Annotated in this window: 22 protein-coding genes; 10 read left to right on the top strand and 12 right to left on the bottom strand. The window is 35.4% G+C overall.

Annotation, left to right across the window (positions count from 1 at the left end):
- The first annotated feature begins 4 nt into the window (after nt 1-4).
- Nucleotides 5-406, top strand: coding sequence for a cytochrome C (locus DRF65_RS19280; protein ID WP_115972376.1), 402 nt, complete (start codon nt 5-7; stop codon nt 404-406).
- A 226-nt stretch (nt 407-632) separates the two neighbouring features.
- Here the strand turns inward: DRF65_RS19280 and DRF65_RS19285 are convergent, their stop codons facing one another.
- From DRF65_RS19285 to DRF65_RS19320, 8 genes are all read right to left on the bottom strand, one after another.
- Entirely contained in the window at nt 633-4,118 is a 3,486-nt protein-coding gene (locus DRF65_RS19285) for a glycosyltransferase family 117 protein (RefSeq protein ID WP_115972377.1), read from the bottom strand.
- Nucleotides 4,119-4,287: 169 nt separating this feature from the next.
- Nucleotides 4,288-5,076, bottom strand: coding sequence for an SDR family oxidoreductase (locus tag DRF65_RS19290; RefSeq protein WP_115972378.1), 789 nt, complete (start codon nt 5,074-5,076; stop codon nt 4,288-4,290).
- Nucleotides 5,077-5,166: 90 nt separating this feature from the next.
- Complete coding sequence (locus DRF65_RS19295; RefSeq protein ID WP_115972379.1) at nt 5,167-5,556, bottom strand: RidA family protein; 390 nt, start codon at nt 5,554-5,556, stop codon at nt 5,167-5,169.
- A gap of 98 nt (nt 5,557-5,654) precedes the next feature.
- Nucleotides 5,655-6,218, bottom strand: coding sequence for a Crp/Fnr family transcriptional regulator (locus tag DRF65_RS19300; RefSeq protein WP_115972380.1), 564 nt, complete (start codon nt 6,216-6,218; stop codon nt 5,655-5,657).
- A 69-nt stretch (nt 6,219-6,287) separates the two neighbouring features.
- Entirely contained in the window at nt 6,288-6,878 is a 591-nt protein-coding gene (locus DRF65_RS19305) for a hypothetical protein (protein WP_115972381.1), read from the bottom strand.
- A gap of 107 nt (nt 6,879-6,985) precedes the next feature.
- Nucleotides 6,986-7,471 (bottom strand): SMI1/KNR4 family protein, encoded by a 486-nt coding sequence (locus DRF65_RS19310; RefSeq protein WP_115972382.1) that lies wholly within the window; start codon nt 7,469-7,471, stop codon nt 6,986-6,988.
- Nucleotides 7,472-7,476: 5 nt separating this feature from the next.
- Nucleotides 7,477-8,016 carry a hypothetical protein gene (locus tag DRF65_RS19315; protein WP_115972383.1) on the bottom strand — a complete coding sequence of 180 codons (540 nt, stop codon included), beginning with the start codon at nt 8,014-8,016 and terminating at the stop codon, nt 7,477-7,479.
- 62 nt (nt 8,017-8,078) lie between these two features.
- Complete coding sequence (locus DRF65_RS19320; protein WP_228438807.1) at nt 8,079-8,675, bottom strand: TlpA family protein disulfide reductase; 597 nt, start codon at nt 8,673-8,675, stop codon at nt 8,079-8,081.
- A 326-nt stretch (nt 8,676-9,001) separates the two neighbouring features.
- Between DRF65_RS19320 and DRF65_RS19325 the strand changes: the two genes are divergently transcribed.
- The 4 genes from DRF65_RS19325 (at nt 9,002) to DRF65_RS19340 (ending at nt 13,826) form a co-directional block, all read left to right on the top strand.
- Entirely contained in the window at nt 9,002-11,335 is a 2,334-nt protein-coding gene (locus tag DRF65_RS19325) for a TonB-dependent receptor (protein ID WP_115972384.1), read from the top strand.
- Nucleotides 11,336-11,338: 3 nt separating this feature from the next.
- A complete protein-coding gene (locus DRF65_RS19330) occupies nt 11,339-12,142 on the top strand; it encodes a DUF4249 domain-containing protein (protein ID WP_115972385.1) in 804 nt (267 codons plus the stop codon).
- Nucleotides 12,143-12,625: 483 nt separating this feature from the next.
- Nucleotides 12,626-13,312, top strand: a complete 687-nt coding sequence (locus DRF65_RS19335) for a Crp/Fnr family transcriptional regulator (protein WP_115972386.1) — start codon at nt 12,626-12,628, stop codon at nt 13,310-13,312.
- 115 nt (nt 13,313-13,427) lie between these two features.
- Nucleotides 13,428-13,826, top strand: coding sequence for a VOC family protein (locus tag DRF65_RS19340; protein ID WP_115972387.1), 399 nt, complete (start codon nt 13,428-13,430; stop codon nt 13,824-13,826).
- A 557-nt stretch (nt 13,827-14,383) separates the two neighbouring features.
- On the opposite strand, the gene DRF65_RS19345 is transcribed toward DRF65_RS19340, so the two are convergent.
- A complete protein-coding gene (locus tag DRF65_RS19345) occupies nt 14,384-15,037 on the bottom strand; it encodes a response regulator (protein ID WP_115972388.1) in 654 nt (217 codons plus the stop codon).
- Nucleotides 15,037-16,695, bottom strand: a complete 1,659-nt coding sequence (locus DRF65_RS19350; protein WP_228438809.1) for a sensor histidine kinase — start codon at nt 16,693-16,695, stop codon at nt 15,037-15,039. Before DRF65_RS19350 ends, DRF65_RS19345 begins: the two co-directional genes overlap by 1 nt.
- Before the next feature lie 484 nt (nt 16,696-17,179).
- Here DRF65_RS19350 and DRF65_RS19355 point away from each other — a divergent pair, with 484 nt between their 5' ends.
- Both DRF65_RS19355 and DRF65_RS19360 read left to right on the top strand, forming a co-directional pair.
- Nucleotides 17,180-18,856, top strand: a complete 1,677-nt coding sequence (locus DRF65_RS19355) for an alpha/beta hydrolase (RefSeq protein WP_115972390.1) — start codon at nt 17,180-17,182, stop codon at nt 18,854-18,856.
- A gap of 134 nt (nt 18,857-18,990) precedes the next feature.
- A complete protein-coding gene (locus tag DRF65_RS19360; protein ID WP_228438811.1) occupies nt 18,991-19,386 on the top strand; it encodes a VOC family protein in 396 nt (131 codons plus the stop codon).
- Between the two features lie 76 nt (nt 19,387-19,462).
- Here the strand turns inward: DRF65_RS19360 and DRF65_RS19365 are convergent, their stop codons facing one another.
- On the bottom strand, nt 19,463-20,317 hold the full coding sequence (locus DRF65_RS19365) for a pepsin/retropepsin-like aspartic protease family protein (RefSeq protein WP_115972391.1): 855 nt from the start codon (nt 20,315-20,317) through the stop codon (nt 19,463-19,465).
- 598 nt (nt 20,318-20,915) lie between these two features.
- On the opposite strand from DRF65_RS19365, the gene DRF65_RS19370 reads away from it, so the two are divergent.
- From DRF65_RS19370 to DRF65_RS19380, 3 genes are all read left to right on the top strand, one after another.
- Nucleotides 20,916-21,608 (top strand): DEAD/DEAH box helicase, encoded by a 693-nt coding sequence (locus DRF65_RS19370; protein WP_228438813.1) that lies wholly within the window; start codon nt 20,916-20,918, stop codon nt 21,606-21,608.
- A 76-nt stretch (nt 21,609-21,684) separates the two neighbouring features.
- Nucleotides 21,685-21,879: a cold-shock protein gene (locus DRF65_RS19375; RefSeq protein ID WP_115972392.1), complete on the top strand. Its 195-nt coding sequence runs from the start codon at nt 21,685-21,687 to the stop codon at nt 21,877-21,879.
- Nucleotides 21,880-22,222: 343 nt separating this feature from the next.
- The gene (locus DRF65_RS19380) at nt 22,223-22,684 is read left to right on the top strand and encodes a MaoC family dehydratase (protein WP_115972393.1); all 462 of its coding nucleotides are present in this window, start codon (nt 22,223-22,225) and stop codon (nt 22,682-22,684) included.
- A gap of 60 nt (nt 22,685-22,744) precedes the next feature.
- Here DRF65_RS19380 and DRF65_RS19385 read toward each other — a convergent pair whose 3' ends face one another.
- Nucleotides 22,745-23,317: a YciE/YciF ferroxidase family protein gene (locus tag DRF65_RS19385; RefSeq protein ID WP_115972394.1), complete on the bottom strand. Its 573-nt coding sequence runs from the start codon at nt 23,315-23,317 to the stop codon at nt 22,745-22,747.
- Nucleotides 23,318-23,386 lie beyond the last annotated feature (69 nt).

A 23,386-nucleotide genomic window follows, 5' to 3' on the forward strand; every position in this document is an offset into this window, starting at 1 on the left:
ATAAATGGGAAAGCACAATGCCACCGTTTTTCTTTATATAGATGAAGAACCTGACCCGATTGCTGAACTTCAGACTCCTATCGTTTTTAATCTGGATACGACCAAGCTTACAGATGGAGAACATACTTTAAAGATAATCAGCAAGTTTGGAAATAAAGAAGGATTAAAAATTATTCATTTCAATGTCCGGAACGGTCCTATTATTCACCTGGAAGGGCTTTCTGACCAGGAAACTGTAAATGGTGTTCTTCCTTTAATGCTTAATGCCTATGATACAGGAAAGAACCAGAGCTTTATTATCAAAGGAAGTGAAAATCCACGTACCATACCGGTTTGGGTATGGATCATTGCGCTTGTTTTTGCAGCATGGGGAGCATTTTATCTGGTTACCAATTTCAGTTTATAGTTATCATTATATTGTTTGTTCGTTTATTTTTTTTACTTATCTGAAATACGGGTAAGATAGAGGCTGTCTCAAAAGTAAAAAACAATACTTTTGAGACAGCCTCTTTATTAAAAGACCAATAAGCAGACAGGATTCAGAATCGTATAAGGTAAAATCAAAAGATTTTAAAACGAAACTATAAAAACAAAATCCTTATTCTGAAAGTCCTGTCTGATCTTAATGATTATTATTGTGTAGCTTTAATGATTGCGGTAGTGATCTGCTCTTCCTTCTTCTTTGCATAAGTAGAATCAAAAGGTTCCATTACATTGAATAAATACTGATAAAAAGGAGCTATCTGCTGAACTTTTTCAGATTCCTTCGCTGCTTTTTCTTTATCCATCTGCTGGAGTCTGCTGATAAAAATATTGAACTTTTTATCTATTGGTTCCACGGAATTTAGAAGATAAGCCTGAGCCTTTTCATTCTGTCCCAGTTTTCTGTATGCTTCCGTTACTGCAGAAACAACAAGACTATATTCCATAGGCTTAGATCTCATCTGTCTTCTGGCTGCAGCCTGGAATTTAGGAGAAAGTCCCAAATAATAGTCATATTCAGAAAATATATCTTTCTTAAGATTTTTAGCCAATTGAAGCCCTTTTTCTTCCTGGCCTGCAACAATGTAAGCTGTAACAATCGAGCTTAATGAACGGGGATCATTGTATTTTTCAGCAGGAATTTCCTTCGTTACAAGGCCCAGCAACTCTGAAGCTTTTGCTTTCTCACCAACCGCCATCAATGCAGAAACCGCCCTGCTCACGGACATTCTATAGCTCATAATATCAGATATTCCCGTATCATCATAATGGATGCTAAGATCCTTAAAGTTGCCCCATTTGTAATTTTTCACCACGTTATACAACGAATGAGCATCTACCCTGCCTTTGTCGCCATCGGGACTTTGAGGAGTACGGATAGGAACCAGCTTATAACTAAAGCCGTCAAACTGAAGATAATCATCAAGGTAAAAGATGTTTTCACTGTCATACATTCCTCCGGATGAGAAGCTGATTGGGCGTTTCCAATCAAAATTTGCAAGTATATCCAGCATAATGAGATGACTTTTATAAAGAGTATTCGCTTCATAATTAATAGGAATCTGATCCACAGTATCCGCAAGATCAGACGGACTAATGATACCAGACTTTACAGCATTGTCTTTATTCACCGGAAGAATGAATTTATTGACCGGGATAATATTATATCTTTCATATTCTTTCTCCCCGAAATACATTTTCAGGAGCTCGTCTTTTGCAGGAGATTTATATTTCAGAAACCCGATAGCCTCTTTTACCGTCATTGAATCCTGAGTCAGGAATTTTCTGAATTCCTGAAATTCTGTATCGGGCGCTCCCTGTTCTTTTAACATGGTAAATATCCCTTCCCAGTCTTCTTTTTTCATCAGGTACACCTGGTCATTTACCCCATCCCGGTAATCTTCATGTTTTAATTCCCCCGGAATTCCCATTGCATTGTAGGTTCTTCTTTTTACCTGATCAATATTCCATGGAGTGGCCAGCATGGTAAAATTCACCGTTTTTACATCATCCCTGAATCGTTCTGTTTCCTGAAGCCCCCAAACCGGATAAGTATCATTATCAGCATAGCAGAAAACAATCCCGTTTTTAGGCAGTGATGCCAGAAAGGAATGGGCAGAATCATAAGCTGCGGATTTCTTGCTGCGGTCGTGTGGAACATAATTCTGGAAGCCCATCATGAAAGGAATTCCCAACAGGATTACTCCAAGTACAATATTGGCTGTATTAGATTTTATTTTGGACTGAATAAACCAAAGAATACTTCCTGCACCCAGTCCGATCCAGATCGCAAAAGCATAAAACGAACCTACCATTGCATAGTCTCTTTCTCTTGGTTCAAAAGGTTTCACACCTGTATAAAAAACAATTCCAATACTGGTAATAACAAACAGTGAAAGAATCGCATAGAATCTTCCAAAATCTCTGTTCAGCTGGAAAAAGAAACCAATTAGCCCCAATATAAGTGGCAGAAAAAAGAATTTCACAGTACTTTCATTGTTAAACTTAGCCGGCATATTATCCTGACTCCCCAATAAAGCATTATCTATAAAAGAGAATCCTGAAATCCAGTTCCCATGGGTATTTTCCAAATGTCCCTGTAAATCATTCTGTCTTCCCACAAAATTCCACATCAGATATCTTACAAAATAATACCCGTTCTGAAAGGAGATAAAATAATCCATATTCTGGGCAAAAGAAGGCTTTTGTACATTGATAAGATCATAAGGTTTTACTTTCATATAATCTTCTACTGTAATAGAATCATCTTCATATTTTGCCCTTAGTTCATTAAAGATCTGCTTAGCCTGCGGATTGTCTGCCACATCTTCATTACCATCGTTGAATGTAAAATCCGGAGCTCCGTACATTGAAATATAATTAGCCATCACTTCTTTGTCCTCACTGAACATTCTTGGCATAAAGCTTATATGGGCTTTATTATAGACATAGCTAAACCTCTCACCTGTTTTCCTGTAGGACTTTGTTTTTTCGTCCTTTTCATAAGTATCTCCGGTTATTTTCCTTTTGTAACTTCCATCTTCATTCTTTTCCAACCCTTTTCTGTCAAGGGCGGCTGTATAATTCTGTCCATAAATTGTTGGCCAGTCTCCATACTGCTCTCTGTTGTAGTAATCCTTCATTCCGATAGCCGTATCAGGACTATTAAGGTTCATTGGCGGATTGGCATTTGCCCTGATCGGAATAACCATCCAGCACGAAAAGCCTATTATCATATACACCACAGATAAAACAATGGTCTGATAGATGTTTCTTTTTGCTTTCCCTGCATATTTAATCATCAAATAACAGATGGCTGCCATCAAAATAAAAGCGACAACAGTTCCGGAATGGAAAGGAAGTCCTAAACCGTTCACAAAGAAAATTTCCAATTGTCCGAACATTGTCATAATCAATGGGAAAATAATTTTAAAAACAAATGCAAGCACACCAAGTGTTATCAGATTAGCACAGATAAAACTCTTCCAGCTAAATGTATATTTTCTGGCATAATACACCAGACAAACGGCTGGAATAGCCAGCATACACATCATGTGTACTCCCACCGAAAGCCCGAGAATAAAGAAAATAAGAATAATCCATCTTTCACTGTCAGCAGCTTTATATTCGTTTTCCCATTTCGTAATCAGCCAGACCACAAGGGCAATAAATAAAGAAGCCATTGAATATACTTCTCCTTCTACCGCCGAAAACCAAAATGTATCTGAAAATGTAAAACACAGAGCTCCAATAGCACCTGCAAACAGAATTGAAATCTCCTGGTGCCTGGTAATGTCTTCAAAATCTTTATTTAAAAGCCTTCTTAAAAAATGCGTAATGGTCCAGAAAAGGAACAAAATCGTCAATGCACTGAAAAGTGCTGACATTGCATTGATTACTATTGAATAATTTTCAGTATTTCCAAAGGCAAAAATTCCGGCTACAGCTCCTGCAATCTGAAATAAGGCCGCACCCGGAGCATGGGTCACTTCAAGCTTAGTCGCTGAAGAAATATATTCCCCGCAGTCCCAGAAACTCAGAAAATGCTCCATCGTAGAGAAATAAGTAATTAATGCAATAACGAAAAGGAACCATCCCAGTACGGTGTTCCATTTTTTAAAAGACCAGTGTTTCATATAATATTTTTCAATATTAGTATGACAACTGATGGTAAAGAGACATTACATCGACCTGTGATTTTTTTTAATAAAATTATGAATCAGACTGGAAACGAGACGTTTTTGAGTATAAAATAACTTCATTGAATATTTAGCCTGGCAGTAATTTCCAGTGTCCAACTCTATTTTAGTATGTATTATTCAGTCCTCCATCCAGAGGAATACTTGTTCCGGTAAGGTAAGACGCATATTCTGAAGCTAAGAAAGCTACCAGATGGCCATATTCTTCAGGTTTTCCGAACCTTTTCATCGGGATTTTGTTTTCACGGGCTTTTTTTATTTCATCTGAAGATGCATTGGTTTGCTCTGCCTCATGATTCACCAGCTTCTGAATACGTTCTGTATCAAAATACCCGGTCAGAATATTATTGACGGTAATATGATGCTGAGCCACTTCATTGGATAGAGTTTTTGCCCATGCTACTACAGCTGAACGGATAGAATTAGAAAGTGCCAGATTCCCGATAGGTTCTTTTACAGAAAGTGAAGAAACATTAATGATACGGCCCTTTTTCTGTGAAATCATATAAGGAAGAGCCAGTAAAGTAGTTTCACAAACAGTTTTAAAAAGAAGATCAAAGGCTTTTTGATAGTCTTCAGTGTTTTTTTCAAGCGCCAGTCCTGGCTCCGGACCATTGGTATTATTCACCAAAATATCTATAGAATTTGTATTAAAGTATTCTCTAATACTCTTTTTATAATTATTAAAATCTGAAAAATCAACCACCAGATACTGGTGTTTCTGCTCGGGACCTACAATGGGTAATGAAGCCATAAAGTCTTTAAGCTTTGCTTCGTTGCGGGCCATAATGGTAACATTGGCTCCACATTTTGCCAGTTCAATGGCTATTCCTGCTCCTATTCCCTGCGTAGCTCCTCCTACCAGTGCATTTTTTGAAAAAAATTGAATATTCATTGTTCAGTAATGATTAGAAATTAATCAATATAAAGGTAAGAAAAAACCTCCAAATACATTGGAGGCTAGGTTTTAAAGCAATACTAAAGATCATTTAACAACTGTGGCTTCTAATTCCACTTTCAAGGTTTCAAATAACCCATTGACTTCAAGCATCGTAACTGCCTGCTCAATATTATGGACTGCAATCCATTCCTGAAGAACAGGAAAATGAGGCCATAACTCCTGAGTTGAAGTGGTATAGATATTTAATCTTACAATTCCTCTACACTCATACCCTGCTGCTGTAATTACTTCTTCAAGATTTGCTATTGCCTGCTCCAGCTGACTTTTCATATCTTCATTACTGGAAGTACCATCCGGATCAATAGCTGCCTGCCCTGAGCAATATAAAGTACTTTCTACATTCTTTACCTCTACAGCCTGTGCATAGCTTCTCTCATTTTGCCATTTCCATGGGTTTATAATTCTTTTTTTCATTGTTGAATTTTGTTATACGTTACTGTGCAAAATTGCAGAATAGGTATGGCAAAATTCCGTGACCGCAATCACGATTATCAAGTGAGAAAGATCACAGTTTATATTGATAAACGGCTCAGAGTTTCCCGGGAAACTCCCAGATAAGCAGCAAGTAATGATTTTGGGACACGCTGTACCAGAGACGGATATTTCTTCAAGAGCTGTTCATAGCGCTCTTTTATCCCGGTAGTCATGGTAGAAATAATGCGTTGTTGTGCAGAAATAAATCCCATATAGGCTTTTTCCAGAAAGAAATGTTCCATTTTAGGGTGAATACTGCAGATTTTTCTGTAATCCTCAAGGGTAAGACATAACACTTCCACATCCTCTATGCATTCCAATGACATGGTTGCTTTTTTGCTTTGATAATAAGCAGGAAAATCAGTTTCCCACCAGTCTTCCATTGCAAATCCTATGATGTGCCCCTTTCCGGTATCATCAGTATATACTAATTTCAGAAGACCTTCCAGGACAAAGTAATTGTAGGGTACAAGCTCTCCCTCTTGTACTAAAAACTGATGCTTTTTATATTTTTTATAGGTAAAACAGGAAGATATATATTCAAATTCTTCATCACTAAGAGGAAGTACTTTTTCGATATGAACTCTTAACCGGTCAGGCATATTCTATTTCTTAGGATATAAAAATACTGTTTTTTCACGAGGAAGATTACAGCGGCTTATCCATCTTTTTTATGTATTACGTTCCACGCAGATATAAGAAGAGTTCTTTTTGTCATAGAATACTTCTATAAAAGGTTCATCTTGTAATCCGATCTGAAAAAGGAACTCCAGATCTTCATTCCACTGCATAGGAACATCATCTTCCGGCCAGGTCATTGCCCAACCACCCTGATAAGCAAAAATCCCATCATTGGAATAGATAGGATGAGAATCCATCCAGATATCTGTGTATTCATCGGAGGCAAAAGCAAATAAGCTGAACAAGTCATTCTTATCACCATCATTTTCGGTAATCCATTTCTGAATTTCCTCATCACCATAATGCATTAATGTCTCAAATGGTGGGTAAATTTCTATTGTTCTTTCTTCTAAGGCAGTGTATGTATGCAAATCAACCGATTCTATATCAATCGGTAAAAAGCTGAATTCATCCTGCTCTTCCGTAAGCCCCATCCATTGATCTAAATGTTTTATCAGAAAACGAACTGGTTCGTTTTCATTCGCATAAGCGATGATTTCATTGGAATCATTGGCTGAAACAAACACCTGTGCCTTACGGATCATGGGTTGTGCCTTTTCCTTCAATTGGTCTACATTCATAAGAAATATGAAAAATGGTATTGATGTTTTTAAATAACTTTCTTTCGAATCAAAAATAGTCCATTTCCCCAGACATTACAACCTTCAGAACATTATTCATGCTAAAGTTAAGTTTCAAAAGGATAATTTTCACCCAGCTTAGTATGGATAACATTCAATGCATCGTAAAACCTTTGTCTCACAGATTCTGAAATCTCATTATGCTCCTCAAAGTACACATCCAACTGCTGAATAATGAGTGCCATCTGCAGCCATTGTTCAAAATTGATATGCATGGACTGTAATTTTTCATCATAATCATGATCATAAAAGAAAACAACTCCATTTCTATCCAGAAACCATTGATCTCCCTGTCCATTCCCGGCAAAACACCAATAATCAGGCAGTATAAATTCCTTATTTTGATTAACTGCTTCAACAGCATTATACAAAATAGCTTCCGATGCAATCTCTGTTGTTTTGATTAAAGGAGCCAGCTTTTTATAGTATTCGGGAAAAGGAAAATCAATGGTTTTGGGAAAATTCTGTACGTTTCCTTTTTCCTTTAAAATTTCAGCTACTATTTCTTCAATGGATCGTATTTTAAATGACATTATTGCTATGCTTTATCGTGAGTTCTCAGTTTACATTCAATTTTCAGGTCATATTTCTTTACAAGCTTTACAAAAGCCTGAGTAACAAATTTAAGCCCTTTATTTTCATCCTGAACAGCATATTTTACATCCGGCAACGGGATATCTTCAAAGCTGAAACCCATTCCTTCAAAATCTTTTACAATAGGAGCTGATTTCAGGAATAAAGCTGCATAGACAGGTATAGGCTCGCCTTTCAGCATACAGGGAATAAATTCAATTTCCCCCTGAAGTTCGTCTTTTAAAGCTACCATTGCTTTTTCAGAAAATAAATCACCTACTCCACCTGTATAGCAGGTATAAATATCATATCCTTTTAAAAAGTCATTCAAATCCAAACAATGCTGATCTGTAAATTCTTCTTTAATAGGAATGCAATTATTTCTAATAGTCGTTTCCCTGTATTCGGGAAGCTGAAATTTATTAAAAATATTTCCCTGCTTATCAATCACTGAAAAATAAAAGTCTTCCTTCGGATGAAAGGAAAATAAGGTGTACAAATTCATGTCTTATTCATTAACATTAGCTCAATATAGCAATTCTCCAGTCCCTAAGAATATTCATGGTATTATTTCAGTAATAAATCAATCTCCTGATAAAAAGAATCTTTGCTGTAATCTGCCACTCCGGTATGATGAAGACGGACCTCTCCTTTTTTATCCAGTACAACAGTAGTAGGCAATGAACCGTTATAAAGTTCTCCCGGAATAGTCCCTGCAGGAGTTATAAAAGGAACCGTAAATCCTTTTTCCTTTAAATAGGCTTTTCCCAGAGAAGGATTATCGTCAAGGTTTACTGTAAGAAAGACCATATCCGGATGAGTTTTATACTTATTATAGAGTTTTTCAACTGATGGAAACTCTGCCCGGCAGGGAGGACACCATGATGCCCAGAAGTTGATAAAGACAACTTTATTTTTCAGATGAGAGGGATCAATAAGGATTCCGTCTTCATTTTTCAGCATCAGCCCTGTATAAGCAGCTTTATTTCCTGATTTCTCCACAGATTCAGAAATACTGGAATTAAGAATTCCTGTAGACGCCACCTGTCTCATCAGCCATGCTTTGGCGTCAGGACTAATCAATACAATGATCAGTAAAACTGTCATAATCACTGTAGACCAATGAGCCCTCATCCATTTTTTTAAATCTCCTATACTTTTCATTCTGATAATATGAATTGTGATTTCACTTTAAAAATTTGATTTTCAAAAATATAAATTTTTAGTGCGATTAAATACAATCTATCTTCTATATTTCTATAACCGAAAGAAAAAATAGAACAATTAGTCTAGATAATTAATATGTTTTACATAAGTTCTGCTATATTTGCCCAGGATTTAATGAAGGTCGATAAAAAAGACGAATCAGAAATTAATTTATTCAAATAATAAAGCTTCTGTGTGTAACTTATTTTCTATTCATTCAACTAATCAGCAGGAAACAATAAACTCAGTTCTATAGAAGAGATCTACTACTTTAACAAAAACTAATGCAAATATCTTTTTTCAAAATTACCGCAGCCACCGCTGCGCTCTGTTTCAGCACTCTGGTGATGGCTCAGCAGCAAACCCGTTCTGTAAGCGGAACAGTGAAAGACAAAAAAAACGGCGAACTGCTGATTGGTGTAACGGTAAAAGTAAGCGATGATCCTTCAATAGGTGTTGTAGCTAATGAATATGGGTTTTACTCACTATCATTGCCAGAAGGAGATCACACCATCATCATTTCCTATCCGGGTTACAGAGATTTTGAGCAGCAGATCAAAGTAGATCAGAACATAAAGCTGGATTTATTCCTCAATCAGGAAGAGCAAAAATCCAATACCATAGATGAAGTGGTGGTTTCCGGAGTCAAGAAGGATAAAAATCTTTCCAGTGCTCAAATGGGGACTGAGACATTAAATATCAAAAATATAGAGAAGCTTCCTGTATTGTTTGGTGAAAAGGATGTTATGAAAACCATACAGCTTCTGCCGGGTATTAAAAGTAACGGTGAAGGAAGCAGCGGCTTCAGTGTTCGTGGGGGTGCTACGGATCAAAACCTGATTCTTCTGGATGAGGCTCCTGTTTACAATGCATCGCATTTGCTTGGCTTTTTCAGTACCTTCAACAGTGATGCTCTGAAGGATGCCAGTATTATCAAAGGAAACAGCCCGGCCCAGTATGGAGGACGTCTTTCTTCGGTAATGGATGTGAAAATGAAAGACGGAAATAATCAAAATTACAATATTAACGGAGGAATAGGGCTGATCAGCAGCAGGCTGAGTGTAGAAGGACCACTTCAGAAGGAAAAATCATCTTTTATTGTATCCGGAAGAAGAACGTATGCCGACCTATTTCTTAAATCTTCCAAAGACTACAAAGACAATAAGTTATACTTTTATGATCTCAACCTGAAAGCCAATTATCAGATCAATGAGAATAACCGTATTTATCTTTCGGGATATTTCGGAAGGGATGTATTGGGACTGGGAGATACTTTCTCAACCGACTGGGGAAATACTACAGCAACGTTACGCTGGAACAGTATCATCAACAGTAAACTGTTCTCGAATACCTCATTAATCTACAGTAATTATGATTATAAAATCGGTCTGAAAAATAATGAGAGTGAGTTCAAATTAAATTCAAAGATACAGGACTGGAATCTTAAGCAGGACTTTACCTGGTTTGCAGGAAACAAACATTCCGTACGCTTCGGTCTGCAGTCTATTTACCATACGCTTACTCCAAGCAGTGCTTCGGGAACGATTGTGAATTCTTATTCAAGAAATCCGAGATATTCATGGGAAAATGCTCTATATATTAATGATGATTTCAAAGCAACAGAAAAACTTACCATTAATTATGGACTAAGACTTTCTCTATTCAGTGTATTGGGTGGAGATACTTTCAATACCTATGAAAATGGAGAACTTTCGGAAAGTCAATATTTAGAAAAAGGTAAATTCGGGAAAACATATACGAACCTGGAACCGCGTATTACAGCAAATTACCGCATCAATGAGGTAAGCAGCGTGAAAGGAGGTTATTCAAGAAATACCCAGAATCTTCATCTTTTAAGCAACAGCAGCAGTGGAAATCCTACCGATCAGTGGATCGGAAGCAGTTACTCTGTAAAGCCTGAAATAGCAGATCAGATCAGTGTTGGCTACAGCAGAAACTTCAAGAACAATAATTATGAACTGAACGCAGAAGTCTACTACAAATCTATGCAAAACCAGATCGACTTCAAAAACGGAGCGCAGATCGGATTCAGTACTGCTGAAGATGTAGAAAGTGAACTGCTTTTCGGGAAAGGAAGAGCTTACGGGCTGGAACTTATCGCCAAAAAGAAAAGCGGAAAGCTGACAGGCTGGATCTCCTATACGTTATCCAAAACAGAAAGAAAGATCAACGGAATCAATGATAACCAATGGTACAACGCCAGAATGGACAAAACTCATGATCTTTCCATAGTAGCTACTTATCAGCTTAATTCAAAATGGACTCTTTCTGGATTATTCCTTTACAGTACAGGAAATTCAGTGACTTTCCCTGTCGGAAAATATGAACTGAACGGACAGACTGTATTCCAATACAACAACAGAAACGCTGACAGAATGCCTGCTTATCACAGAATGGATCTTAGTGCGACCTACGAACCGGAATCAAATAAACGTTTCCGCGGATCATGGACATTCGGAATTTATAACCTGTATGGCCGTGAAAATGCTTACACCATTACTTTCGAAGACAATCCAAACAACCCGGGAACCACCCGCGCCATGCAGACTTCACTTTTCCGTTGGGTACCTAACATCACTTACAATTTCAAATTTTAAATCATGAAAAAAGCATTCTTTATCATATTATCTGCATTTACATTAACTTCTTGTGAAAAAGAGATCGATCTGGATCTGAATGACCAGAGCGGAAACATTGTCATTGAAGGAAATGTCACTGATAAAAATGGTTCATATACTGTAAAAATCACCAAGACTGTCGGTTTTGCCCAGCCTAATCAATATCCGGCTGTTACAGACGCTCAGGTTATTTTAAGTGATAATACCGGACAAACAGAAACACTGGGGTATACAGGTGACGGAGAATATAAAACAAGTACCTTTCTCGGAGTACCGGGAAGAACCTATACTCTTAAAGTTTTAGCAGAAGGGAAACAGTATACCGCACAAAGCACCATGCCACAGGCTGTGGACTTGGAGGGTCTTGTACAGGATTCTTTTATGTTCGGAAGTAAGAAAAGCTATACCCTTCTTCCTGTTTTTAATGATCCTGCAGAATTGGGCAACCGTTATCTTTTCAGCTTTACCATCAATAATTTACCTAAAAAGTACATCAGCGTACTTTCTGATAATTTAAACAACGGATTACCTAATCAATGGACTTTAGGACTTCCTAATGATGATAATAAAGGCAGAGATCACGAAGTAGTACCCGGAGATGTTATTTTGGTTGAAATGCAGTCTATCGACACTAATGTATTCACTTATTACAGCGCACTTCTTAAGATTTCGGAAGGCTACGGCGGGAGTGTTACACCTGCCAATCCGCCAAGTAATATCGATAACGGAGCTTTGGGATATTTCTCAGCACATACGGTAAGATCTCTTGTTACACAGATTCAATAGGATTTTCTATAGCTACAATAAAAACGGTTATTCCAGAGTATTGGGATAACCGTTTATTTTTATTAATTTATATAAAGAACTCTTCTGAGGAGCTTCGAGAGATCATCATAAAAAAGAATCACAAAAAACAACTGGATAAAATAAATAAGTAAAAAAAAATAATTTAAAAATGCCAGCAATCGCTGTGAAAAACATGTCAACTTAAATTTTTATCCAGTGCTCTTTTACCTCCTTATTATGGGTAAGGTGGTATACATTTAATGAGTTTTATTAAAAAATCTCATTACAAGATATTTTTAGTTCTGAATGGGATAAACACTGCCTTATAAAGACCCAAACGAGTATTCCGCCCCATTCAAAATCTATTTTATTACTTTTGTAAAATTAATTCGTTCAGGCAGAAAGTCTGGTGATTTATATCGGTTTAAAATGTGATTTAAGTTACAAACTGGACGTTTATTCAACAGCCTGCGTAGAAAAATTATGATCTCAAAATTTATTTTCAATAATCAGTACCTTTTTGATGAGCTGCCTGAGTCTGATAAGGATTTACTTATAAGGGTAATGAAAACTAAAAACTACCGCAAAAACGAAGCGATATTTACGGATGGCACAAAACCCAATGGAATTTATTATCTGAATGAAGGAAAGATAAAAAAATATAAGGTAGATAATGATGGAAGGGAACAAATCATTTATATCTACAGTTCCGGGGAATTTTTCGGATACTCTGCTATTTTGAGCCAGGAATCTTATGGAGATACTACTTCCACTCTTGAAAATTCTGTCATATCATTTATTTCAAAAGACAGCTTTCTCGAAATTATTGACCAATCTCCGGTTTTTTCAAGATTGTTATTAAAGTCTTTAAGCCATGAGTTCAGTGTCATGGCCAATCTTATTGCAGTTTTATCTCACCGTACTGTCCGAGAGCGGGCTGCACTGAGCTTGCTGATCCTGCATGACAAATACAAATCCAATAACTTCCAGGAAGAAGAGGTATTGATCTCTTTATCCCGGGTGGACCTCGCCAACATGGTAGGAACCGCCAGAGAAACCCTGGCCCGTATTCTTAATGATTTTAAGCAGGAAAAACTAATCAGATCGGAAGGAAGAAAAATACAGATTCTTAACTTTAAGCAACTCATCCATATTGCTAACTTTTATTAATAAACCGCTTAGCAGCCTATATTTAGGAAAAATAGTTTCCATTTCAAAAAACTCCTGACAGACTGTTGTCATACCCTGTTGTTAATTTTGTAATCAATTATTTAAATACAGAATTATGAAATTAACATCATTAAGAATCATTACCAAAGACATCAGGCAATCGGTTCAGTTTTATGAAAGAGCAATAGGACAAAATGCACAATGGTATACGGAAGATTTTGCTGAACTTCCTACCGGTTCCATTACTATAGCTATTGGAAGCACCCATACCATGAAAATGTTTGGTGGTGAAGATTTTACGGAATCTAAAGGCCAAACCAGTAGCATTATCGAATTTTTAGTAGCTGATGTAGATGCTGAATTTGAAAAAATTAAAAATCTGACAGATCATATTGTGCAGGAACCTATCACAATGCCTTGGGGCAATCGCTCTCTCTTGTTCCGGGATCCGGATGGGAATCTGATTAATTTCTTTACGCCTGTAAGTCCGGAAGCTATTCAAAAGTTTAAATAAAGATGGAAGCCGGAAGATAGAAGTTACTTTCAGATAAGTATTTACTATAGTGCTTAATCAATAGGTTTCAATGGCTTACTATCTTCCGGTTTTTTCCAATTAAAGATAGATTCTCATTGGTTTTACTGCAAGAATACTAAAACAAAAAAAGGAGGCTTTTCTGCCTCCTTTTTAGTTGTACTAGTAACCACACCCTGGATTTCTTTATAGTAATTTGTGTTTTTTTCTTATCATTTGGTTTTTTCAAGAAATCCACGTTTAAGGTCATTCATACGCTTCTATATTAATCTCATCACTTATTAATTCTTTCTCATCACTTGTGTTTTATATAACTATAGTTTATTATTTTTACAGTTATTTCATTTACCTGTGATCATGAAGTGAAAAAAACTAAAAAAAGCATTCGCATTTCATTTGGTAAATTTTATACTACAAAGTAACAACATCGCAGGATAATATCATCTACAAACTCCGTAGATACATATCGGACATTATATAGATATTTATCGATAAAAATTTAAAATGGATGAAGAAGTGCGGAATATCCCTTAGTGGATCTATATTTTATGATGGGTCTTGATAAGATCAATGAGCTCAACAAGATTTTCAATTTTCAATTTTTCAAAGATATTTTTTTTGATAGTGCTTACGGTATTTTGCTTTATATTTAAATTATTTGCAATTTCCAGATTGCCATATCCTTCGGCATACAATTCTGCAATCTGCAGCTCTCTTTTGGTTAAACTGCTAAGCGGGCTTATTACATTTGGATTATAAATAAACTGTACCAATAAATTTCTTGTCAGATCAGAGAAATATTCTCCTTTCTGGATAAAAACTGAGATGGCCTGTCTTACTTCATCCTCTTCACTCAGCTTGCTCAGATACCCATTAGCTCCGGCTTTTATAAATTTAAGAGCATACAGATCTTCTTCAAGTCCTGTAAAAACAAGAATTTTAATATCCGGATTTATACTTTTCAATTTTGGTAAAATGTGGAGACTGTTTCCTTCCGGAAAATGTGCGTCAATAATGGCAATTTCAATTCCTTTTGTCTCTACCAGCTCCACAGCCTGTTGTAAAGATGAAGTATGATACACTTTAGCATTGGGAGCTATATCACTAATAACGATTTCCATTCCCTGTCTTACAATACTGTGGTCATCTGCTAAAAGGAATGTTATCTCCCTGTTTTCAATTGGCATTTCCATTATTTATTATTGATATTTAAATTGATCCTGAATGTTACCTGTGTTCCTTTGTGTAATTTACTGGAAACCGAAATTTCTCCTTCAAACAATTCTACAATTTCCTTAACAAGGTTCAATCCCAGTCCTACTCCAAGATTATCCACCTCATCTGAAACAGTTCCCTGATAATAAGGATCAAAAATCTTTTTAAGATCAGATTCTGAAATTCCCACTCCGGTATCTCCTACCGTTGTGATCAGGGTAATTTTATCATTTCCCAATGGCTCTGTTGCCATAACAAGATCTATTTTCCCGTTTTCTGTATACTTATTGGCATTTCCAAGAATGTTCATAAAAATCTGGTTAATTCTGATGTTATCAGAGAATACCACTATTCCTTCGGGAATCCTGTCCGTTACCGCAAACTTATTATTTCGGGTTTCAAGATAAGGAGAAATAACTTTTACAATAGAACCAATTTCATCTTTAAGGTTAAAAACAGACTTTATGAGTTTCTTCTCAGCATCCTGATTCTTTGTATATTCCAGAATCTGGTTGGACTGTAAAAGCAGAGTACTATTGGTAAATTTAATAGATTTCAGATAATCTTTAATTGTCTCATCTCCTGTTGTTCTGTAAATCTTATCAATAAAAATATTAATGATCTTCAATGGAGATCTTAAATCATGGCTCAGCATTCCCAGGATCCTGTTCTTGAAGTTCAGGTTGTTCTTAATTTCCTTATTGGCAGCATTCAGTTTTCTTTCATAGATAAAAGCTACTCTTGTAAAGTACATGATCAGAATAGATACGATGAACATCAGAATCATCAGCCCAAGTACCAGATATCTTCTGATCTTATTATTGTCAGAGCTTTGCTTGGCATATTCTTTTTCGAGTTCAGATTTGAAATCCTTGATCGCATTTTCATATACATCGATCAATCCATTACTATAGACCAGCAGCTTACTGAAATTACTGTAAAACTGTATATTCTCACGCTGATTTTTGATGGCATACTGCTGTGCTTTCTTTACTTCCGCCGCATAATGCTTATCCATAGACTTCAAAGCCTTATTCATTTCAGTCTTTACATTGGAAAGGTCTATCGTTTTATTATTTGTTAAAGTAATGACTGTACTTTCTTTCTGAACGTTAACTTTTCCTGTAATGGCATCTTTTAAACGTCCCATAAACCCTTTCTTCTTGATCGTATCAGCATAGGTACGGGTCTGTACATTGAAGTTCTCAAAGTCATTCTTATACTTTTCCGGCTCGTACTGTTTATCTTCAATCTTTGCAGGAGCTTTCAGAGAAGATTCGTATACAGAATCTATAAGTGTTTTCAGTTTGGTAACCTTCAGGGTATCCATTTTCTTCTGGGCCAGGCTTTTTTTCAGTCTTGGGCTTGTATTTTCATACTCCCCGATCTTATCAAAATTCTTTTTCAGTTTTCTAAGGGATTCAAAATAAAGCTGTAGATCCTTATTATCCTGGGTGGCCATATATCTTTGAAGATGCTCCTGGGCATCCATAAAATCCTTTCTTGAATTATCCGTTAATCCGCCGAGAGCCCTGCTATCTTCAAGCTGTGTCTTGATAAACTGCAGCTTTTTCTCATTGACAACCTCATTATAAAAAAATACGCCTATAATTACCTGTATCAATAGAATACACATAATCAATGAGTAATGAACAACCTTCCTCAATTTAAAATTTAAGAATTTATATTTCATGTCTACTGCCAGCTAAATTAATCTTCTGTTTTCTTAAGTCTCTTTTATTAGTTTTAAACAATATAATATTATTAATAAATATTTAATAATCGTAACATATTATTCAATTGACAAAGTTAAATTAATTTTTGTCTACTCAATAATATAAAATATCTGATAAAATTAAGAAAACAAGGTCTTATTTTACATTAAAAAGCCTATAAAACCTTTGCTTTTCATTAAAGTAAATCTATTTTTTTAAAGGAGATGCAAAATTATGGTTTCATCAAAATATTTAAAATATGTTCTGATAGGGATTCAGACCTGTGTCAATATCATATTTTCAGTTTCCAGCGTTGTATGATTATTTTTTGTCTTGCGAAAGTAATTTTCTGTTTTTACAAGTTTTTTGATCTGTTGTCTTTATTTTTGCCGGATAACAATATCTATGAAATATTATACTGTACTGCTTTTGATTCTGTTCAGCTTTTTTGCAAAAGCACAGAAAGAATATTCTGAATTAACTGAAAAGGCATCAGAATTAATGGAGGAAGCCAAAGATGAGACCGGGTACCGAAATGCACTTGCCCTATATGAAAAAGCATTTAAAATGTATCCTGAAAATATAGACGGAGAAGGTCTGTATAATGCATCGGTATTGGCTTCAACACTGAAAAATAATGAAAAGGCATTTCAGTATCTTATCCCACTTTCTCAAATAAAAGGTGACGGAGACAATTATCCCGGCTGGAGCTATATCTTTGGTGAAAATGCTGAAAAAGAATATAAAAACCTGCTTTCAGATCCGGCATGGAATGCTTTGAAACAAAAAGCGTACGGATACAAAAAACAGTTCTATAATGAGCTACAGGAAAGGGAAACTGAGTTTTATCACACCCATAAAAGCACCCTTAGTACAGTTGAAAATCCAGAGGCTTTGTACAGAGAAATCAAAAACTTCAACCCTTATGAGCCAAAAAAGGATCGCGACTACTCTATTGCTTTCAAAATAAATGATTCTGCCACCACTTCGTTTATTATTCATCTGCCCCAAAATTATAATCCTCAAAAGAAATATTCTTTACTCTTTTTTCTTCATGGTGCGGTAAGAAATAATGAACTGATAGATTACCAGAGGGCTGATTGGAATTTAGGCGGCTGGAACAGGTATTATACAAAATATGCAGAACCGGATGATGTGATTCTGGTCTTTCCAAGGGCTAGTAAACAATATAACTGGATGTTGTCTGACCATGGTTTTTTTATGATTCCCGGAATGCTTAAACAGATCAAAAAGTCCATAAATATTGATGATAATAAAGTTTTTATATCAGGACATTCGAACGGAGCAACAGGTTCTTTTTCCTATCTGATGAAACAGCCCACACAATTTTCAGGATTTTATGGATTCAACACTTATCCAAAAGTTTTTACAGGGGGAACTTTTGTAGAGAATATTAAAAACCGCTCGTTTATTAATTTCTCAACAGATAATGATTACTACTATCCGCCCAATGCCAACGATGATTTTACAAAACTGATGAACGGAATATCTGCCGATTACAAAGAGTACTGTTATAATGGATTTCCTCATTGGTTTCCTCAATTTAATGAATCGGAACCTGCCTATCAGATTCTCTTTAAAGACCTGAAAAACCGAAAAAGAAATCCGTTTCCAAAAGAAATTTCATGGGAGTTTGATGATAACAGATATGGAAATATTGACTGGATTTCCGATATAAAACTAGATACTTTAAACAAGACAATCCGCCAGCATAAAGAACTGAACTTTACAATAAACAAATGGCTGGCTTATGATGACAAAGACAGCCTGATTGCCAAACAAGTTGATAAAAAAGCATTTGATTTTCCAAGAAAATCAGGTAAAATAAAAGCAGTATATGATCATAATGTTTTCCGGATTGAAACATCAGATATTAAATCTTTTTCAGTAAACATATCCCCTGAAGCTGTGGATCTGAAGGAAAAAGTAAAAGTGTATGTCAATGGGAAATTATATTTCAGTGAGAAAGTAATATATAACCGGGAATTCATGCTGCAGAATTTTAATGATACTAAAGACAGGGAACAGATCTGGATCAATTATATCAATGTGAAAATATAAAATCTGATCCATCACCTTAAAAACAGAAAACGGGTTTTCCTTGGAAGCCCGTTTTTTATTTTGTACAGAAACAGTAAACAACTAACAAATCTTGTCATAAGACAGGCTGACTGAAGAATCATTTTAATAGCTTTATGAAATTAATTGAAAAAACATCAGATATGACGACAAGATTTGAAGCCGGGATCAATATTGCCATTAAAATTCCGAAAAACAAGTATGAAAAGACAGTTGCTTTTTACAGAGATATTTTAAAACTTACTGTAGAAGAAAAAAGGATTGATAATCCTACAATTTCCCGAACTCATGAAGTGAAGTTTGGAAATAATATTATTTGGTTAGATTGTGTAGATAATTATACCCATTCAGAAACATGGTTACAGCTGACGGTTCCTAATGTAGAAGAAGCCACAGAATATCTGCAATCAAATGGTGTAGAAACCTGTGACGAAATCGAAGAGCTTCCGGAAAACATGCACTGGATTACAGACCCCGCAGGCACCGTATTTAATCTACAACAGACGCCATAACTAGCGGTATAAAAAGAAAACACCAGTCCTAAATACACATACAGATCAATTAGGACCAGTCAATAAGTTAAAAAAATTAATCTAAAATATAGATTTTCTTTTCTTTAAGGTTAAATCCAAGTTTCTTCCCTAGCCAGTTGATACTTGTCTTCCCTTCATAGATTAATCCCTCCACAAAAAGTACATTAGGCTTCTCTACCTTCACAAACGAATTGGAAACGGAGCTTATGCTTCCTTTGTAAAACTTATTGACAATTGAAGGATCAAATTCACTTTTCTTTTCGATAAGCTGCAGGTTTTCTTTTTTAATACCCAAAGTACCCATAAGACGTTCACTAAGCCAGAAAGAATCATTGCCTGCCCCAGAGTCCAGAAGAACATTGATTTTGTAAATATCATTGACAAGAATATACGTTGAAATATCCAATGACTGGTCTGCATTAGTACTTAATTGGATATCCAACACTTTACTGCCATTTAGTTTTTCTTTAGGAAATATGATCTCCTTAGTGGTATAATCAATAATAAATTCCGTGTCATAAAACATAGGCAAAGAAATTAAGCCGTCAATTCCTTTGATTTCCATTTCATGAGTAGCATACCAAATATCTTTAAATTTTTTGCCGTTAAAAATGACCTCTTTTGATTTGAAGATAGGAACGGTCATTTTTTCACCGGTAGCACGGAAAGCAGTTAGAAAGTTATAGGATTCTTTCTGAGGAAAGTTTTTGTGAAAATTTCCCAGGAACAGATTAATTCCTCCTCCGGTATCGAAAATGAAATTTCCATTTTTCCCTTCTACTTCAGCCTGCACAATAAGATGCCCTGAGGGTAATATATTTAATGGTGCTTTTTGTGCAAGTACAACAGAAGAATATAAAAATACTGATGCCGTAAGAATTGATTTTTTAATAAATGACTGATTAAACATCTGAGTGCGTTATTAGTTTTGTTTCAGGTTAGTTTCGTAATATCTACTGACAAATATATAATATTACAAATCTCTTTTAATGATATAGAACTTAAATATTTAATATTTGAAGAGTTTTTCTAATCAGGAAGACGATACAAAAAATTATTGAAATTATAATGGTTTGAGCCAGTTTAATCCTTATATAAATCTGCATCGGGCGGAAGCTACGAATATATTTTTGATAATCAACCAATTAAACATAGTATTGTTTATTTTATTTATCGTAAGTTTGTGATGTATTTATAAAACAGGCCACTGCCTTTGCTATTCTGTAATAGTTTAAAATCACAATTTTTTCTTTCAGTTTTGCTTTTTCAGCTGCCAATTTATAATCTTGATTTCAAAATAAAGTAGTAAAGGTTATAAAAGTCCTATTGTAAATAGGAGCGATATGTTATTGCAGGTTCATCAATAATACTTTAGTCTTATTGCTACAGCTAAAGCAAACCATGATAAGCCGACAAGAATATTCCTTTTTTGTTTATCACAATATACCCACTCAAATACTGATAAACAGATTTGTTTACAAACTACCGGAAGGCCGGGGAATTTTATAATGAACTTCAAGAATTTAAACCTAATCAATCCAATTATTCGTGCTGTTACAGAAGCGGGATACGCTAAGCCTACTGAAATACAGTATACTGCTATTCCTTATATTTTAGCTGGAAATGACATTATAGGATGTGCACAGACAGGAACTGGAACAACAGCAGCATTTGTTATGCCCATTTTACAGCTACTTAAAAAATATACTCCCGATCACTCAGAAATAAGAACATTAATACTTACTCCAACCAAGGAACTAGCAATACAGATTGAAAATAACTTTGGTATTTACAGTAAGTATCTGCCATTATCACAGCTTTCTATTTTTGGTGGAGTTTCAATAGGAGGTCAGCTTGCTGCCTTAAGAAAAAGAGTGGATATACTTGTCGCTACTCCCGGAAGACTTTTAGATTTGATCAATCAAAGACATATTGATTTGTCCAAAATTGAAATATTTGTTTTGGATGAGGCAGACCGAATGATTGATATGGGATTGATGAATGATGTAAAAAAAATCTTACAGTTAATTCCACGGAAAAGACAAACGCTGTTTTTTTCTTCAACTATGTCATTGAGCATAAGAAAGTTTTCTGAAACAATTCTCAGTAACCCTGTAGAAGTTATGGCTGTTCCTGTAACGTCATCGGCAAAAATGAACAGACATGTTGGAAAAGAATATGCAAAACCTGATAGGCTTTAAAATAGCCGTCAGACAATTTAATAAATAAGATCTGTGAGTTACAGATTAAAATATACAATTTTTAATAATAATTACAATGCAACAAGGCACAGTAAAATTTTTCAATGAAGCAAAAGGCTTCGGATTTATTTCTCCTGCAGATGGGAGTAAGGATATATTTGTACATTCTTCAGGATTAAGTACAAAAGCAATTCGTGAAAACGACAAAGTAGTTTTTGAAGTTCAAAAAAGCGACAAAGGTTTAAATGCTATTAACGTTAAGTTAGCATAATTGAAACCCTGATTGAAGGTATATAAATAATAACCTTGCAACCTCAGTTTCATTTTTACAAATTCAAAATCCATATACTATCAGTATTCGGACCTAATGTTTAAAAGAACATTGATGCAAGTTAGATTACTTTTTATTTTCTATAATGTTCATTTAACCTCTCACACCATGTGAGAGGTTTTTATGGGCTTAAAAACTTACTTTTTTATGGTTTAGCCTGTTTTTTGTACTGTATTTTGAATAGGATACAATTCAGAAAATATTAAAAGGCATTCGTAATGCCATTGGTATAAATTTTTTTTTCACTACATGAAAAAATTCCTGTAAAAACAAAGAATATAATATGATTGTTATAAATTGTTTTAACGACTATAAATCTCTGGAGGGCAAAATGATTGGTGTTTCCGGCTGGCATGAAATAAATCAGGATCAGATCGACAGATTTGCCGGTGCAACTTTAGATGATCAGTGGATCCATGTCAACAAAGACAGAGCGGAAAAGGAAAGTCCATTTAAATCCACCATAGCTCACGGTTATTTAACATTAGCCCTCATTCCCTATCTCTGGAAACAGATTGCAGAGGTACGAAATGTAAAAATGGAAATCAACTACGGAATAGAAAATCTCAGGTTCGGACAGGCTGTCCCTGTAAATAGTGAAGTGAGGCTGCAAGCCACAGTAAAATCAGTCACCAACCTTAAAGGTACAGTAAAAGCCGTTGTTGAAGCGAAATTATTGATTAAAAATCAGATAAAGCCTGCCTATACAGGTGATGTAGTTTTCCTTTATCATTTTATTGAGTAGAAAATAAAAAAATATCCTCCGTTAAAGGAAGATATTTTTAAGTATATGAGAAATGATGGATTACAGTGCCTTACTGTTTAATCCTACATCAGCAACCTTCGTCAGGAGCTTATCACATTTCTTTTCTTCATTAAGTGTGGCCAGGAAATTCTTAAGACATACATTTTCTTTGAGAATCTTTGCATATGCTGCAAGGGTTCCATAGGTTGCAATTTCATAGTGTTCCACCTTTTGTGCCACTGCAATAATTCCGGCATCTCTTACAGAACCGGGCTTTGTTTCTTCCATGATGCTTTTACCTTCGTCCAATAGCCCCTGCATAGCATCACATTTTTTAGCCTGTGCTCTTTTTTTGATAGATTTAAAACACTCTTCAAGCCTTTTCACATGTATTTGTGTTTCCATCAGGTGATTCTCAATGGCTGTTTTAAGCTTTTTGTCTGTTGCATTTTTAAACATTTTTGGCAAAGCTTTTACCAATGCCTTTTCAGCCCAATAGATATCTTTCATTCCATCTTCAAACAGGTCTCTCAGTTCCTTTGCTGCATTTTTCTTTGCAGGAGTCTTCGCTGTTTTTTTAGTGGTTGCCGATTTGGCTGCAGATGTTTTTCTTGTTACTGTTTTTGTTGCCATAATATTAGATTTAGTGTGATTACTCCTATAGTTGCAATTCTGATACCACTTATTATCTTATCCCTATTT

This window comes from Chryseobacterium pennae, assembly GCF_003385515.1.
GTDB lineage: Bacteria > Bacteroidota > Bacteroidia > Flavobacteriales > Weeksellaceae > Chryseobacterium > Chryseobacterium pennae.

Bases quoted from the DNA above. Each gene is read 5' to 3' on its own strand.
- DRF65_RS19280 (WP_115972376.1), top strand. From the start codon at position 5: ATGGGAAAGCACAATGCCACCGTTTTTCTTTATATAGATGAAGAACCT.
- DRF65_RS19285 (WP_115972377.1), bottom strand. From the start codon at position 4,118: ATGAAACACTGGTCTTTTAAAAAATGGAACACCGTACTGGGATGGTTC.
- DRF65_RS19290 (WP_115972378.1), bottom strand. From the start codon at position 5,076: ATGAATATTCAATTTTTTTCAAAAAATGCACTGGTAGGAGGAGCTACG.
- DRF65_RS19295 (WP_115972379.1), bottom strand. From the start codon at position 5,556: ATGAAAAAAAGAATTATAAACCCATGGAAATGGCAAAATGAGAGAAGC.
- DRF65_RS19300 (WP_115972380.1), bottom strand. From the start codon at position 6,218: ATGCCTGACCGGTTAAGAGTTCATATCGAAAAAGTACTTCCTCTTAGT.
- DRF65_RS19305 (WP_115972381.1), bottom strand. From the start codon at position 6,878: ATGAATGTAGACCAATTGAAGGAAAAGGCACAACCCATGATCCGTAAG.
- DRF65_RS19310 (WP_115972382.1), bottom strand. From the start codon at position 7,471: ATGTCATTTAAAATACGATCCATTGAAGAAATAGTAGCTGAAATTTTA.
- DRF65_RS19315 (WP_115972383.1), bottom strand. From the start codon at position 8,016: ATGAATTTGTACACCTTATTTTCCTTTCATCCGAAGGAAGACTTTTAT.
- DRF65_RS19320 (WP_228438807.1), bottom strand. From the start codon at position 8,675: ATGAAAAGTATAGGAGATTTAAAAAAATGGATGAGGGCTCATTGGTCT.
- DRF65_RS19325 (WP_115972384.1), top strand. From the start codon at position 9,002: ATGCAAATATCTTTTTTCAAAATTACCGCAGCCACCGCTGCGCTCTGT.
- DRF65_RS19330 (WP_115972385.1), top strand. From the start codon at position 11,339: ATGAAAAAAGCATTCTTTATCATATTATCTGCATTTACATTAACTTCT.
- DRF65_RS19335 (WP_115972386.1), top strand. From the start codon at position 12,626: ATGATCTCAAAATTTATTTTCAATAATCAGTACCTTTTTGATGAGCTG.
- DRF65_RS19340 (WP_115972387.1), top strand. From the start codon at position 13,428: ATGAAATTAACATCATTAAGAATCATTACCAAAGACATCAGGCAATCG.
- DRF65_RS19345 (WP_115972388.1), bottom strand. From the start codon at position 15,037: ATGGAAATGCCAATTGAAAACAGGGAGATAACATTCCTTTTAGCAGAT.
- DRF65_RS19350 (WP_228438809.1), bottom strand. From the start codon at position 16,695: ATGTGTATTCTATTGATACAGGTAATTATAGGCGTATTTTTTTATAAT.
- DRF65_RS19355 (WP_115972390.1), top strand. From the start codon at position 17,180: ATGAAATATTATACTGTACTGCTTTTGATTCTGTTCAGCTTTTTTGCA.
- DRF65_RS19360 (WP_228438811.1), top strand. From the start codon at position 18,991: ATGAAATTAATTGAAAAAACATCAGATATGACGACAAGATTTGAAGCC.
- DRF65_RS19365 (WP_115972391.1), bottom strand. From the start codon at position 20,317: ATGTTTAATCAGTCATTTATTAAAAAATCAATTCTTACGGCATCAGTA.
- DRF65_RS19370 (WP_228438813.1), top strand. From the start codon at position 20,916: ATGAACTTCAAGAATTTAAACCTAATCAATCCAATTATTCGTGCTGTT.
- DRF65_RS19375 (WP_115972392.1), top strand. From the start codon at position 21,685: ATGCAACAAGGCACAGTAAAATTTTTCAATGAAGCAAAAGGCTTCGGA.
- DRF65_RS19380 (WP_115972393.1), top strand. From the start codon at position 22,223: ATGATTGTTATAAATTGTTTTAACGACTATAAATCTCTGGAGGGCAAA.
- DRF65_RS19385 (WP_115972394.1), bottom strand. From the start codon at position 23,317: ATGGCAACAAAAACAGTAACAAGAAAAACATCTGCAGCCAAATCGGCA.